This is a genomic window from Glycomyces luteolus, from assembly GCF_027622875.1.
GTDB lineage: Bacteria > Actinomycetota > Actinomycetes > Mycobacteriales > Micromonosporaceae > Glycomyces > Glycomyces luteolus.
In genome coordinates, this window is the sequence record NZ_JAPZVP010000012.1 from 23,985 (window position 1) to 37,665 (window position 13,681).

Genomic DNA, 13,681 nt, shown 5'->3' on the forward strand with positions numbered 1-13,681 from the left:
GGAAGCAGGTGGCGAACAGCCCTCCGCGGGCGAAGCCTATGACCGACCGCTCTGACAACGGCCAGCGAAACTCGACGATCACGTCCACGATCACCGTCGGCGACCAGAGCTCGCTCATGGCACTGCTGGGCCGCGCCGACGAGAACCTCCGCTACATCGAACGCCGCAATCCCGGCGTCGACCTCCATGTACGCGGGGACACCATCACTCTCACCGGACTCAACGGCGCCCTGCACGCCGCCGAACGACTCGTGAAGGAGCTGCTCGCCTTGGTCGAGAACGGCGAGAGCATCGACCCGGACATGATCCGGCGCACCGAGAACATGCTCAAAGCCGCCCCCGGCGAGCGGCCCGTCGATGTCCTCTCCCAGAACATCGTCTCCAAGCGCGGCAAGGCGATCCGCCCCAAGACGCTCGGTCAGAAGCACTATGTGGAGGCGATCGACAACAACACGATCGTCTTCGGCATCGGCCCCGCCGGCACCGGCAAGACCTACCTCGCCATGGCCAAGGCCGTGCAGGCGTTGCAGGCCAAGGAGATCAACCGGATCATCCTCACCCGCCCCGCCGTCGAGGCCGGAGAAAAGCTCGGCTTCCTGCCCGGCACGCTCTTCGAGAAGATCGACCCGTACCTGCGCCCGCTCTACGACGCGCTTCACGACATGATCGACCCCACGTCGATCCCGAAGCTCATGGAAGCGGGCACGATCGAGGTCGCGCCGCTGGCGTTCATGCGCGGAAGAGCGCACCCTTTGTTCACAAATGTCCTGACTCCTGATGGTTGGCGGCCTATCGGTGAACTTGAAGTCGGCGATCTCGTCGTCGGCTCGAATGGCGAACCGACCCCAGTCCTCGGTGTCTTCCCACAGGGGAAGAAGGAGACCTTCCGGGTCATGACCCAGGATGGCGCGTTCACGCTCGCTACTGCGGAGCACCTGTGGGCGGTCAAGACCGCTTCGGACAAGCGCCGCGGCAAGCCGCACCGGATCCTTGAGACCCAGGAGATGATCGACGACCTCCGGGCTCACCACCAGCGCAAATACGAACTACCGCTCATCAGCAAACCGGTGGAGTTCCCTGCGCGCGAGGTCCCGATGGACCCTTACGCGCTCGGTCTGCTGCTCGGAGACGGCAGCCTGACAGGAGCGACCACGCCGTCGTTCAGCACGGCCGACCCTGAGCTCGCAGTCCGACTCGAAGCTGCGATCCCGGGCATCAGGCTGCGGCACACGTCCGGACCCGACTACGTGCTCAACCGGGTTGCAGAGCCCGGCGCTGTCATCACCATCGCCAACCCGGTGACCGCGGTGCTCCGTGAACTCGGGTTGGCCGGCACGAAGTCGCACAACAAGTTCATCCCGGACGACTACCGCTTCAATACGCCTGCAGTCCGACTGGCGCTGCTTCAGGGCCTGCTGGACTCTGACGGCGGACCGGTCACCCAGAAGGACCGCACCTGCCGGATCCAATACACGACCACCTCGATCATCCTTCACGACCACGTGATCGAGCTGGTGCAGTCGCTCGGAGGCATCGCCTACAGCCGCCGTCGGCCAGCCGCCGGGCGCAAGCCTGGTCGCGCCAACGGTCGTGATGTCCCGTATCGCCAAGACGCGCACGTCATCGACATCCGCCTCCCCGAGGGCATCGAGCCGTTCCGGCTCGAACGCAAAGCGGCGAAGTACCGCGAGTTCGGCGGAGGAGGCCGCCCGATGCGGTTCATCGACTCGATCGAGTACGCGGGCGAAGAAGAAGCGGTGTGCATCCAGGTCGCCGCGGAGGACTCCCTCTACGTCACCGAGGACTACCTGGTCACGCACAACACGCTGAACGACTCGTTCATCATCCTCGATGAGGCGCAGAACACCACGCCCGAGCAGATGAAGATGTTCCTGACGCGGCTCGGCTTCGGCTCGAAGATCGTCGTCACCGGCGACATCACCCAGGTCGACCTGCCGAACAACGCCACCTCCGGCCTGCGCGTCGTCCGCGACATCCTCGAAGGCGTCGAGGACGTGCACTTCGCCACCCTGCGGGCCGAAGATGTCGTCAGACACCAGCTGGTCAGCGATATCGTGAACGCCTACGAGAAGTGGGACGCCCGCATGGGCGACCCGAAGAAGGGGCAACGAGGAAACCGTGGGCATCGAGATCATCAATGAGTCCGGCCGGGAAGTCGACGAGTCGGGCATCCGTGCCGTCTCGGACTTCGCCCTCCATGAGATGGGCGTGAACCCGCTCGCCGAACTCTCGATCCTCATCGTCGACATCGAGCACATGACCGAGCTCAACAAGCGCTGGATGGGCGGCACGGGCCCCACGGACGTGCTCTCGTTCCCGATGGACGACGCCATGCCCGGCCGCCCCGACTCCTCCGAGCCGGGCACGCCGATCCTCGGCGACCTCGTGCTCTCGCCCGAGGTGGCCGAAGCCCAGGCCAAGGACGCCGGGCACTCCACGGCCGACGAGATGCACATGCTCACCGTCCACGGCGTGCTCCACATCCTCGGCTACGACCACGCCGAACCCGAGCAGGCCAAGGAGATGTTCGGCCTGCAGAACCGGCTGCTCGACGCCTGGCGGGCGAAACGCGACGCCGCAGCGGAGAGTTAGGCGCGCATGATCCCGTATTCGCTCCTGGCCGCGGCGGTCGCGCTGACCGTCGTAGCCGGGGCCGCGGCCATGGTCGACTCGGCCCTCACGGCCGTCTCGCCCGCCCGCGCCGCCGAGCTCGGCGAACAGCGCCAGCGCGGGGCCGAATCCCTCGTGAAGATCATCGGGGATCTGCCGCGGCACCTGAACCTGCTCATCCTGCTGCGTCTGGCCTGCGAGGCCGCCGCGATAGCGATAGTCGCCGTCGTGGCCTTCGACTCCTGGGACGACTCGTGGCTCGCCGTCGGCATCTCCGCCGCGATCATGACCGTCGTGTCGTTCGTCGCCATCGGCGTCGGACCGCGCACGCTCGGACGCCAGCACGCCTACCCGATCGCGCTCGCCGTCGCCGGTCCCGTCGCCCTGCTCGGTACCGCGCTGGGCCCGTTCGCGAAGCTGCTCATCCTCGTCGGCAACGCGGTCACGCCCGGCAAGGGCTTCCGCGAGGGGCCGTTCGCGACCTCCGAGATCGAGATCCGCGAGATGGTCGACGCCGCCGAGGCGCAGGGCACCGTGGACCATGAGGAGCGCGACATGATCGCCTCCGTGTTCGCTTTGGGCGACACCGTGGCCCGCGAGGTCATGGTGCCGCGCACCGCGATGGTGTGGGTCCCGGCCGACATGCACGCGGACGAGGCCGAGCAGGTCGCGCTCCGCTCCGGTTTCTCGCGCATCCCGGTGGTGGGGGAGGACTTGGACGACGTGCGCGGGGTGGTCTACCTCAAGGACCTCGTCCGCCTGGACGACCGCGTGAACCCGCACGTCAGCGAGGTCATGCGCGCGGTCTCGTTCGTGCCCGACTCGAAGCCGGTCGACGACCTGCTGCGGGAGATGCAGACCGCTCGCATCCACATCGCCACGGTCGTCGACGAGTACGGCGGCACCGCCGGGCTCATCACCATCGAGGACATCCTCGAGGAGATCGTCGGCGAGATCACCGACGAGTACGACAACGAGCTTCCGCCGGTGGCGTGGCTCGACGACCGCACTGCCCGCGTCACGGCCCGGCTCTCCGTGCAGGACTTGGAGGAGCTGTTCGGCGTCGACCTGCCCGACCTCGACGTCGACACCGTCGCCGGGCTGCTCGCCGCCGAGCTCGGAAAGGTCCCGCTCGCGGGCGACCGGGCCCGGCTGGGCGGGCTCGAACTGACCGCTGAGGGTACCGTTGGCCGCCGCAACCGCATCGAGACGGTCCGCGTCGCGCGCCTGCCCGAAGCCGGCGACGCCCCTGTGGCCGCCGCGAACGATGAGAGGCACAAGATCAATGTCTGACCTGCACGTCGACGCCCTCGACGCCGAGGACGCGAAACTCGCGACGCTGGCCCGCGGGGCCGCTGGACGAGTCCAGCAGACCACTGGCGCGGCCGTGCGCGACGGCATCGGCCGCACTTACGCCTCGGCGGCCGTCGACCTCCCCTCACTGCGACTCACGGCCCTCCAGGCGGCCGTGGCCCAGGCCTTCGCGGCCGGTGCCGACAAGCTTGAGGCCGCGGTGCTGTTCGGCGCCGCGTCCGACGAGGACGGCATCCAGGCCGCCCGGGAGATCAGCGCCGACCTCACCGTGTGGTCGGTCATTCGCAAAGAGGTGACCCGTCTTGCCTAGCAACGACTTCCGTGCAGGTTTCGCCTGCTTCGTGGGGCGCCCGAACGCGGGCAAGTCCACGTTGACGAACGCGATCATGGGCCAGAAGATCGCCATCACCTCGAAGCGCCCGCAGACGACCCGTCACGTGGTCCGTGCGATCTTGCACCGCCCGGACTCGCAGCTCATCCTGGTCGACACGCCCGGTCTGCACCGTCCGCGCACCCTGCTCGGCGAGCGGTTGAACGACCTCGTCCGCCAGACCTGGTCCGAAGTGGACGTCATCGGCCTGTGTCTGCCCGCCAACGAGAAGCCCGGTCCCGGTGACAAGTTCATCGCCGGTGAGATCGCCAACCTCAACGCCAAGGTCGTCGCGGTCGTCACCAAGATCGACCTCGTCTCGAAGGATGCCCTTGTGCGGCACCTGACGAACGTGGCGGCGCTGGCGGACTTCGCCGACATCGTGCCGGTTTCGGCGAAGACGGGCGAGAACCTTGAGGAGCTCGTCGGCGTCCTTTCGGACAAACTGCCCGAATCGCCGCAGCTCTACCCGGACGGGATGATCACCGAGGAGCCTGAGCGGGTCATGATGGCCGAGCTCATCCGCGAGGCGGCGCTTGAAGGCGTGCGGGACGAACTGCCGCACTCCCTCGCCGTCGTCATCGAGGACGTCGAGGACGAGGACTCCGACGGCGGTCCGCGCAAGAAGATCTGGGCCGAGATCTACGTCGAGCGTGACAGCCAGAAGGGCATCATCATCGGCAAGGGCGGCGAGCGCCTCAAGCGCGTCGGCACCAAGGCCCGCAAGGGCATCGCCCAGCTCATCGACAGCCGCGTCTACCTCGACCTCCACGTCCGGGTCGCCAAGGACTGGCAGCGCGACCCGAAGATGCTCGAGCGCCTCGGCTTCTGACCCGTCGAACGTCTCGGCCCGGCCTCCCATTCGCGGGAGGCCGGGCCGTTCGCATTCCCCTTTTTCGCGAAACGCCAGGTGAATGAGCGGTGACTGCGCTCACGGACCCCGCTGTGGCAGTAGCGGAACGAGGTCATGTACTCTTTAACTACCGACGCGGGATAGAGCAGCTCGGTAGCTCGCCAGGCTCATAACCTGGAGGTCGGTGGTTCAAATCCGCCTCCCGCTACGATAGAAATACCAGGTGAAACCCGGTTTCCTCGAAAGAGGGAGCCGGGTTTTCTGTGTTTGTTGCTCATTCGCGCCGGCGTTCGTCTCCTCGAGCCAGACGGCGTAGGGATGCGCCGCTTCGCATCCTGATCCGGTTCGGTGTATCAGCCGAACGCTTCCACGTTAGTCATGTCCGGCGGCGCAGGTCGCGGTGCTCCGTGGAGTCACCTGCTAGGAAGCGGCTCCAAGTCTGCTCGTGCTCTCGTCTCGTTCGGCTGCGGTCCGCGGTGGCTTCCTCTACCATCTTCGGGGGAAACCGTCGAGAAGGGACGAACATGAGGAAGCTCATCATCGCGACCGGAGTCACGGCCGCGGCACTGCTGGCCGCCGGCCCCGCGCAGGCAGCGCCGCTGCCGGGAGCCGATCTGCCCGCCACCAGGGCTGGGGACCTGTTCAAAGCCCACGCCGCGATCGTCGCCGAGGACGGGGTCATCGAGATCGACGGCACGAAGCACCAGCTCGGTGAGCTGACCGGTGCACTCGACATGCTCGCCGTCCCCTGCACCGCGCCGCTCGCGGCCGACAAGGCGCTCGGCCTGGACACCTCGGACTGCGGCGAGGGCGCCGACGGGGCTCTCGCCTGGGGCCAGGTCGACCTGCACCTGTCCAGCCCGCCTGCCGCAGAGCAGGCCGGCGACTTCGGGCACGTCCGCGTTCACCTCCACCAGGGCGAGGACGGGACCTTCGACATCCGCGTCGAGACCGAGACCTCACCGTCGGGCGAGGCCCAGACCCTGGTCAACCACGACCCGGTCACTCTGACCGCCGACGAGGAAACATTTGGAATGCTCAGCGGCGGCAATCACGTGGAATCCAGCGCGCCGCTGTACGACGAGGGCAGCGCCTCCGAGGAGGTCGACCCGTACGGGGACTACTCCGCCAAGTTCAAGTGGGGGAGCCAGGTCTTCTCAACGTACTCCGGGAGGAGCCACTCGTGATCCCCGATCGGTGCTGATCATCAGCCACTTCATCGCCCTGTGGATGGTCGACCTCCCCTCGCGCCACGGCGGCCGCCCCGGCGACCTCGGCTGGGCCCTGATCTGGACCTTCGCGACCGCCGCCCTCGCCGCGGTCGCGGTCACCGGCGCCCGTTCCCCCAGGGCCGAACGGCCGGCCCGTGACCGGACCGCATTGGTGTAACTCCGGTCGCTTCGGGAATCCTCAGAGAGGCGGGAGACGCCTCTGAACTGCGCGTTCGCCTTCGGGCGCGCGTCGCTGACCGGTGGTTATCTCCCCATCGGTTGTCTTGTCCGCTTTCGCGATCGCGGCAGTTCGCGCTGTCCCCCGGCGCGGTGAGAGGTGTACCGGCCCGACCGGTCGCGCGACGGCGGCGACCGGGTCCTGTCGGCCGTCCCGGCGCTCGTCGGCACCGTCGGGGCGTCCCTACGCCTCGCACGGTGGAGACGGGACCGGCTCGACAAGGAGGGAAGAGACATGATGTACGGAAACTGGTCGCCTTGGATGATGCTCATGCCGCTGCTGTGGATCGGCCTCATCGCACTGGCCGTCTGGGCGGTGATCAGGCTGACCCACGGACGCGGCGCCTATTACGGGCCGCCGATGCGCCACATGCACCACACGCACCGGGAATCGCCCAGCGAGATCCTCGACCGGCGGTTCGCCAACGGAGAGATCGACGAGGAGACGTACCTGAGGATGCTCGACCGCCTCGAAGGCCGCGGAGGCGCGGGGCCATGAACCGGACGCACGGTCGCGCACTCCCGCTGACCGTCCTCGTCGTCGCACTCGCCCTGCTGATCGGCTCGATCCTGTGGTCGGCGGCATGGTCCGACGGCACCGCGGGGCGGTGGGGCCCGGGGATGATGCCGGGAGCCGGCGTCGCCGCCACCGGGCCGGTGACCGACCTCGACGAAGCGGAGCGGGCCGCCGATGAGTTCGCGCGGCAGCTGGGGCTCGGCGTCGGCGAGGTCATGGAGTTCGACAACGGCTTCTACGCGATCCTCGTGGACGCGGGCGGCGCCAACACGACCGAGGTCCTCATCGATCCCCGGACCGGTGCGGTCCAGATCGAGTGGGGCCCGGCGATGATGTGGAACACCGGCTACGGGATGGTCGGCGGGCACTGGTTCGCGACTTCCGCCGTCGACCGCGATGAGGCCAGGGGCGCCGCCGAGGATTGGCTCCAGACCTACCGCTCCGACGAGCGTGTGGGCGAGGTCGAGGCGTTCCCCGGCTACTTCACGATCCACACCGAGAACGCGGATGGGCGGATCGTCGGGATGCTCTCGGTCGACGCCGAGACCGGTGCGGTCTGGTATCACACCTGGCATGGCGACTTCATCGCCTCCACTGAAGACGCATAGGTCGAGCGTGCCGCGCGATTCGCGGCTCGGGGCGCGGCCTGTCCACAGGGCGATGCAGGTCCCGGTTCGCCGCCGCCGGTGACGACTTGTTCCTCGCCACCGACGACGGCCGAATCCTCGCGAGCGAGGATCGGGGCTGCAAACTGGGGCGAGGCCTTCCGCCCGGCCTCATGAGCGGCCGGGCGCCGGCTGCCCGGTCAGGACCGCGCCTGCGCCAATTCCTTCTCCGGGACGGGGGATGCTTCGCCCGGTCCGGTCACCCGCAACGCCACCGCGCAGCAGATGTCCACCCCGGCCAGGCCGATCCACGTCAGCGCGGGTGCTCCCGCCGTCGCGTCGAGCGCCGCTCCGACGGCGAGGTTGCCCACGGCGATCCCGATGCCCGCCATGGTGTTGTACAGGCCGTAATAGGTGCCCACGTTCCTGGCGCCGGCGAGGTCCACGATGGCGTCCATCTCGAACGGGTAGGCGACCATGGTCCCCAGCGCGAGCAGGAGCGCGCTGAGCATTGCCGCCGCGATGACCGGTGCCGGCGTCGGTGCGAGCCGCAGGACCCCAGGGCCCGGATCGACGGAGCCCGCCCTTTTCGCGGTTCTCGCATCGTGGGGCTCGGGGCGCGGATATCCCCCCGGATGCCGCGCCCCGAGCCGGATCGGTTACAGCCTGGCCTGGATCTCCTGCAAGGTCGCGATCTCGGCGGTCTGCGTGTCGATGACCGCGGTGGCGATCTCAGCGGCCTCCGCGTTCTGGCCTTCGGCGTGGTGCTCTTCGGCCATGGTGATCGCACCCTCGTGGTGGGCGATCATCAGCTCCACGAACAGCTTGTCGAAATCGGCGCCTTGCGCGGCCGCGAGTTCGGTCATCTGCTCCTCGGTGGCCATGCCGCCCATGGACATGCCCTCGTGGCCTTCCATCTCGAGCGGCTGGCCCCAGTCCTCGAGGAGGGCGGTCATCTGGTCGATCTCGGGCTGCTGCGCGGCGGCGATCTCGCCGGCCAGCGCGATGACCTCGGCGTCGGCGGCCTGCCCCTGGGCGAGCTCCGCCATGTCGACGGCCTGCTCGTGGTGGGGAATCATCATCTGCGCGAAGGTGACGTCCGCGTCGTTGAACTCGGCGTCGGTGGCCGACTCGGACTCCATCGAGTCCATGTCGTGGCCCCCGTCGCCGGAGTCATTCGAGCATGCGGCGGCGAAAGCCAGCGCGGCGAAGGCGGCGATACCGGCGGACAGCGCACGGCGCACAGTGAAGGTCTTGCTCATGGTTTTGGAACTCTCCTGTCGAAGGTGTTGTCGCATGGAAGGGTCGAAGCGGTCCGGTGGACCAGCGGTTCGGCCTAAATGCGGAACACCGAGAGTTCGATGAAGGACAGTCTGCCGCCGGAAGGCAGCGAAACCGGCAGATCCCAGGCGGCGCGTCGGACGCGCATCGCCCAGTGGCTGTCGGCGACGAGTCGGGCGAGCCGCCAGAACGCCCACAGCGACACCGCGAGCGCAAGCCCGGAGAGGATCGCCATGCATACCTGCATGACGTTCATGTGGGAGCCGAAGGGGTGGTCGTGCTGGTCTTCGTGCTCGTGACCTGTCGACGAAGCATGCGGATCGATCGCGGCGGCGACGGCGGAAGTCTCAGGATGGCAGACGTTCTCGGCGCAGGCGTGCCCGGTGGAATGCATCAGCGCCACTCCGACGGCCACCACGATGAGTGTGGCCTTCCAGAGGGCGTGCAACCAGGTCACCGCGCCAACCTTCCTGCGGCCCTTGGGAAATGGGCCACGTGGTTCCTGCCGGTCCGATGCTTCGAGGGCGTAGGACGCGCTCATGGTAGCCGATCAACCGGTACTGATGCGCTGACCCCATGCCCCTTTTGTCAGCGCTGTGCAGCGGGTGTGGAGCCGACCGCTCCATTCGAGGATCTGGCGGGCGGCGCCGACACCGACGGTGCTGGCCGCGGTGACGGTGCGCTCGACCAAGGTCGAGGTGGCCACTGCCGCTTGAGCGAAGGAGAAGAGCACGACTCATCAGTCCCGGTATCCGATGACAGCCATCATGCCAGCCTCGCCGTGGTAGAGGTTGTGGCAGTGGACCATCCACCGGCCGGGGTTGACCGCGTCGAAGTCGACCTCCAAGGTCTGATCCGGCAGGACGATCGCAGTGTCCTTGCGCAGGCCCGTATCGGCCAGCGCGAACGTGTGCCCGTGCAGGTGCATCGGATGCCACATCCGGCCGTCGTTGATGAACCGCAGCCGCACCCGCTCGCCCTCCTCGATGGCGTAGGGGTTGTCCAGGTCGTGCGGTTTGCCGTTGAACGCCCAGTCGTATCCGTCCATCGACCCGGTGAGCTCGAGGTCGATCGTCCGGTCGGGCTCGCGCGCCTCCAGCGCCACGCCCTCGGCTGGAGCCAGCTCGTCATAGGCCAGCACGTGCCCGGTCAACTCCGCCGGGGCGATATCGACCGTTGGGGCCTCGCCGGTGCCGGTGCGCACCAGCGCCCGGCCCCGCATCTGCTTTCCTTCCGCTTCGGCGACAAGGGCGAACACGCCCTCTCCCAAGGTGACGACCGCGTCGTAGCGCTCGCCCATGCCGATCACGATCGCATCGGCCTCGACTGGGACGCACGGGAAGCCGTCGGTGTGGGTGACCGTGAAGCGGTGGCCCGAGAGCGCCACCCGGAAGGCGGTGTCGCCGCCGGCGTTTACGAAGCGGAGGCGCACGCGCGCACCGGGATCGGCCTCGAACACCTCAGGGTCGGCCGGGAGTTTGCCGTTGACGAGGTAGTGCGGGTAGTAGACGTCTCCGGCGTCGTCACCGAGGATGTCAGAGCTAGCGCCCATGAGCATGTGGCCGTCGGTCATGAGCCCCATGTCCATGCCGCCGTGGTCCATCAACCCCATGCCCGATTCCAGCTGGTCGAGGACGTCGTCGGGAGTGCCGGTGACGCCGTCCATCCAGTCATCGAGGACAACAGTCCACTCCAGATCCCAGTCGACCGTCTCGTCGGGGTCCTCGACGATGAGCGGTGCGTACAAGCCCCGGTCGAGCTGGGTCCCGGAGTGCGGGTGGAACCAGTACGTGCCTGCGTCGGGCGCGGTGAACTGGTAGGTGAAGGATTCGCCTGCGGCGATCGGGGCCTGGGTGACGTCGGGGACGCCGTCGGCATTGCAGCGCAGCTGGACGCCGTGCCAGTGGATCGAGGTCGCCTCGGGCAGGTCGTTGACGAGGGTCGCCCTGACCTGTTCGCCCTTGGCGACGCGGATCGGCGCCCCGGGAATGGTTCCCCCGTATGACCAGGTCGGGACGACGAGACCGCCCAGATCGACCTCGGAGGCGATCGCGTTGAGCTGGAATTCCCGGGCGGGGCCGGGGTTGCGGGCCGCCTCGGCCCCGGCGACCCGCTGGGAGTCGGGCTCGACGAAGGATGGTTTCGGCTGCTCATCGTCCGAGCAGGCGGCGAGGGCGGCGAAGGGCAGCGCGACGGCGCCGCCGCGCAGCATGGAACGGCGTGTGAGAGCACGCATGGTGAATGGCCTTTCGGATGGTGTTGCCGTGGAAGGTGAGATCCCAGTCAGCCGAGCGGAAGAACGCGAACGCTGCGCAGCGGCGATCGCGAAGGAGGTCAAGCCGAGTCCTCCGGACGGTGGGTTCGAATGGGGCGGCACCACTATCTACTATCATGAATAGTAGATCGTATCCAGCCGCGGGCGATAGTGTCCATGCCGAGAAGGAGGATGCCGATGCGCAGGTTGGGCGAGCTAGAGGCCGCGATCATGGACGTGCTGTGGTCCGCGTCAGCACCGCTCACTGTCCGCGAAGTGCTCGGGGCGCTCGACCGCGACCCGGAGCCGGCCTATACGACCGTCATGACGGTCCTCGACAACCTCCACCGCAAGGACAACGTCACCCGCGAGCGCGTCGGCCGCGCCTGGGCGTACCGACCCGCGCAGACACGCGAGGAGTTCGACGCCGAAGCCATGGCGGCCGTCCTCGAATCCTCCACTGATCGCGGCGCGACCCTGCTGCGCTTCATCGGCAAGATCAGTCCCGAGGAGCTGGCCCGCCTGCGCGAACTCATGGACGCCGCCGAGGAGCCCCGATGACCACGGCCCTGGTACTGCTCGGATACGCCGGACTGCTGGGTCTGGCCGGACCGCGCATAGTAGACCGGGCCCGGTGGGCCGTGGCCTCACCGAGACTGGCGATCGCCACGTGGTTCGCCCTCGCCGCCTCCTTCATCCTGAGTCTGGTACTCGCCGGTGCTGCGATCATGACGCCGACCGAGATCTTCACCGGTGACCTCGCGGCGGTTCGGGACTGCGTCACGGCATTGCGGGAACACCACGGAGCGATCGGCGGCACGGTGCTCGCGTTGCTCGCCGCGGCGTTGACATGGGCGGTTCCGCTCCGACTGGCATGCGCTTTGATCGCAGTGGCCCGGACGGTCGCCGCGGATCGGTCCCGGTTGCGGCGCGAACTCCGCGGTGGACGCAGGGATCGCGGTCTCGGTGCGGTCGTAGTCGAAAGCCCGCAGCCCGCGGCCTACTGCATCCCCGGCGAGGGCGGCCTGGTCGCCATCACTTCCGGTGCGCTGCAACTGCTCGACCGTCCCCAGCTCGAAGCGGTCCTGGCGCACGAGCGCGCCCACCTCGCCGGGCGCCACCACCTGCTGATCGCCTTGGCTCAGGCCGCCAACCGCGCTTTCGGTTGGGTGCCGTTGTTCACGCGGCTCCCCGTGCGCGTCGGTCACCTCGTCGAGCTCGCCGCCGACGACGCCGCCGCACGCCGCGCCAGCCGTCGCATTCTCGCCCGCAGCCTGCTCAACGTCGCGACCGCGCAGACGCCGGCCGAAGCGCTCGCCGCCAGCGGCGGCGACACCGTCGCCCGTGTCGAGCGGCTGCTCCACGCTCCTCCCGCCCCAGGGCCCGCGGGTGTCGGCACGATCCTCGGCGGCAACGCCGCGGCGGTGGCCGCCCCGATACTGGTCGTGGCCCTCCCCGTTCTCACCGCCGTCGGCATGGCCTGCTGCTAGTTCCGAGACGTCCGGGAGACGGACTGGCATCCCCCGAACTCATCTACTATTCTTCTTAGTAATTGAGGTTTCGTCGGATAGGGGTGCGATGTTCGAGCGCAGGTCGGCGACGGGCCGGGGCGACCGGTGACCGAGATAATCCTGCTCACCGAACCGCATTGCGGCCATTGCGATCGGGCCAAGGAGATCCTGCACTACCTCTCGGCCGAGTTCACGCTCAGCGTCACCGAGATCGACCTCGCCGGCGACGAGGGCCGCAGGCTCGCAACCGAGCACGCTGTCGTGTCCGCGCCCGGTCTCCTCGTCGACGGAGTGCTGTTCAGTCGTGGCCCGCTCGACGGGAACAAGCTCCGCATGACACTGGAATCCATCCGGCCCATCGGGATCTGGTCTCGTGAGACCGCGGCGCTCCCGAAGCAGTCGTAGCTCCCTCGCTCCGAATCCTCGAGCCGGGGACGTCGCAGTGGCCCGTGTTACAGTCGCGGTGGCTGCGAGTGCTGCTTGCCTTCGCGGCCGGTTCCCGTCGGCGATGCGAGGTGTCCGCTCGGTGTTGGACCGCAAGCGATTCGCGGTTTGGCTGGTGGCAATCGCCGCAATACTCACGTTGGGTCACCTGCTCGGCCCGCAAAGTGATCTGCATGCGATCTCCCCGCACGATCACGACGTCGAGCAGGACCACGCGGACGCACCCTCACACGATCACGGCGCGCACGCCTGCGGGCTCGCGATGCTCCCCGAAGCGATCGCCGACTTCCCGGCAGCGACCGAAGCCGAAGCCGCGCTTCCGGATTGCGCGAATCCGACCGCGCCGGCCACTGCCGCGGTCGACGTCAGGGATCGATCTCCCACCGATCCCGTATCCGAACTCCAGGTCAACAGGGTCTAGGAGCGGACGCCCTCGCCGGGCGGCCCGCATCT

At 68.1% G+C, this 13,681-nt stretch carries 17 protein-coding genes and 1 tRNA gene; 14 read left to right on the forward strand and 4 right to left on the reverse strand.

Features of this window, described 5'->3' with window-relative positions:
• The first annotated feature begins 38 nt into the window (after positions 1-38).
• The 10 genes from O1R50_RS15690 (at position 39) to O1R50_RS15735 (ending at position 7,741) form a co-directional block, all read left to right on the forward strand.
• Entirely contained in the window at positions 39-2,162 is a 2,124-nt protein-coding gene (locus O1R50_RS15690; RefSeq protein WP_270111039.1) for a PhoH family protein, read from the forward strand.
• Positions 2,140-2,613: an rRNA maturation RNase YbeY gene (ybeY, locus tag O1R50_RS15695; RefSeq protein ID WP_208495601.1), complete on the forward strand. Its 474-nt coding sequence runs from the start codon at positions 2,140-2,142 to the stop codon at positions 2,611-2,613. Before O1R50_RS15690 ends, ybeY begins: the two co-directional genes overlap by 23 nt.
• Positions 2,614-2,619: 6 nt before the next feature.
• Positions 2,620-3,924 (forward strand): hemolysin family protein, encoded by a 1,305-nt coding sequence (locus O1R50_RS15700; protein ID WP_270111040.1) that lies wholly within the window; start codon positions 2,620-2,622, stop codon positions 3,922-3,924.
• Complete coding sequence (locus O1R50_RS15705; RefSeq protein ID WP_205327992.1) at positions 3,917-4,255, forward strand: cytidine deaminase; 339 nt, start codon at positions 3,917-3,919, stop codon at positions 4,253-4,255. Before O1R50_RS15700 ends, O1R50_RS15705 begins: the two co-directional genes overlap by 8 nt.
• A complete protein-coding gene (gene era, locus O1R50_RS15710; RefSeq protein WP_270111041.1) occupies positions 4,248-5,147 on the forward strand; it encodes a GTPase Era in 900 nt (299 codons plus the stop codon). Before O1R50_RS15705 ends, era begins: the two co-directional genes overlap by 8 nt.
• Positions 5,148-5,302: 155 nt before the next feature.
• Positions 5,303-5,376, forward strand: a tRNA-Met gene (locus O1R50_RS15715).
• A 316-nt stretch (positions 5,377-5,692) separates the two neighbouring features.
• Positions 5,693-6,355, forward strand: coding sequence for a hypothetical protein (locus tag O1R50_RS15720; protein ID WP_270111042.1), 663 nt, complete (start codon positions 5,693-5,695; stop codon positions 6,353-6,355).
• Positions 6,356-6,365: 10 nt separating this feature from the next.
• Positions 6,366-6,557 (forward strand): hypothetical protein, encoded by a 192-nt coding sequence (locus O1R50_RS15725; protein WP_270111043.1) that lies wholly within the window; start codon positions 6,366-6,368, stop codon positions 6,555-6,557.
• A gap of 294 nt (positions 6,558-6,851) precedes the next feature.
• Complete coding sequence (locus O1R50_RS15730) at positions 6,852-7,115, forward strand: SHOCT domain-containing protein (RefSeq protein WP_270111044.1); 264 nt, start codon at positions 6,852-6,854, stop codon at positions 7,113-7,115.
• Positions 7,112-7,741 (forward strand): hypothetical protein, encoded by a 630-nt coding sequence (locus O1R50_RS15735; protein ID WP_270111045.1) that lies wholly within the window; start codon positions 7,112-7,114, stop codon positions 7,739-7,741. The genes O1R50_RS15730 and O1R50_RS15735 overlap by 4 nt, the downstream gene beginning before the upstream one ends.
• 197 nt (positions 7,742-7,938) lie before the next feature.
• Here O1R50_RS15735 and O1R50_RS15740 read toward each other — a convergent pair whose 3' ends face one another.
• The 4 genes from O1R50_RS15740 to O1R50_RS15755 all read right to left on the reverse strand — a co-directional run bounded on the left by O1R50_RS15740 (position 7,939) and on the right by O1R50_RS15755 (position 11,255).
• A complete protein-coding gene (locus O1R50_RS15740; RefSeq protein WP_270111046.1) occupies positions 7,939-8,250 on the reverse strand; it encodes an MFS transporter in 312 nt (103 codons plus the stop codon).
• A gap of 147 nt (positions 8,251-8,397) precedes the next feature.
• On the reverse strand, positions 8,398-9,000 hold the full coding sequence (locus O1R50_RS15745; RefSeq protein WP_270111047.1) for a DUF305 domain-containing protein: 603 nt from the start codon (positions 8,998-9,000) through the stop codon (positions 8,398-8,400).
• 74 nt (positions 9,001-9,074) lie between these two features.
• On the reverse strand, positions 9,075-9,560 hold the full coding sequence (locus tag O1R50_RS15750; RefSeq protein ID WP_270111048.1) for a hypothetical protein: 486 nt from the start codon (positions 9,558-9,560) through the stop codon (positions 9,075-9,077).
• 198 nt (positions 9,561-9,758) lie between these two features.
• The gene (locus O1R50_RS15755) at positions 9,759-11,255 is read right to left on the reverse strand and encodes a multicopper oxidase family protein (protein WP_270111050.1); all 1,497 of its coding nucleotides are present in this window, start codon (positions 11,253-11,255) and stop codon (positions 9,759-9,761) included.
• A gap of 216 nt (positions 11,256-11,471) precedes the next feature.
• Between O1R50_RS15755 and O1R50_RS15760 the strand changes: the two genes are divergently transcribed.
• The 4 genes from O1R50_RS15760 (at position 11,472) to O1R50_RS15775 (ending at position 13,649) form a co-directional block, all read left to right on the forward strand.
• Positions 11,472-11,834: a BlaI/MecI/CopY family transcriptional regulator gene (locus O1R50_RS15760; RefSeq protein ID WP_270111051.1), complete on the forward strand. Its 363-nt coding sequence runs from the start codon at positions 11,472-11,474 to the stop codon at positions 11,832-11,834.
• The gene (locus O1R50_RS15765) at positions 11,831-12,763 is read left to right on the forward strand and encodes a M56 family metallopeptidase (RefSeq protein WP_270111053.1); all 933 of its coding nucleotides are present in this window, start codon (positions 11,831-11,833) and stop codon (positions 12,761-12,763) included. The genes O1R50_RS15760 and O1R50_RS15765 overlap by 4 nt, the downstream gene beginning before the upstream one ends.
• A gap of 126 nt (positions 12,764-12,889) precedes the next feature.
• On the forward strand, positions 12,890-13,189 hold the full coding sequence (locus O1R50_RS15770; RefSeq protein ID WP_270111055.1) for a glutaredoxin family protein: 300 nt from the start codon (positions 12,890-12,892) through the stop codon (positions 13,187-13,189).
• Positions 13,190-13,310: 121 nt separating this feature from the next.
• On the forward strand, positions 13,311-13,649 hold the full coding sequence (locus tag O1R50_RS15775; protein ID WP_270111056.1) for a hypothetical protein: 339 nt from the start codon (positions 13,311-13,313) through the stop codon (positions 13,647-13,649).
• The last annotated feature ends 32 nt before the right edge of the window (positions 13,650-13,681 follow it).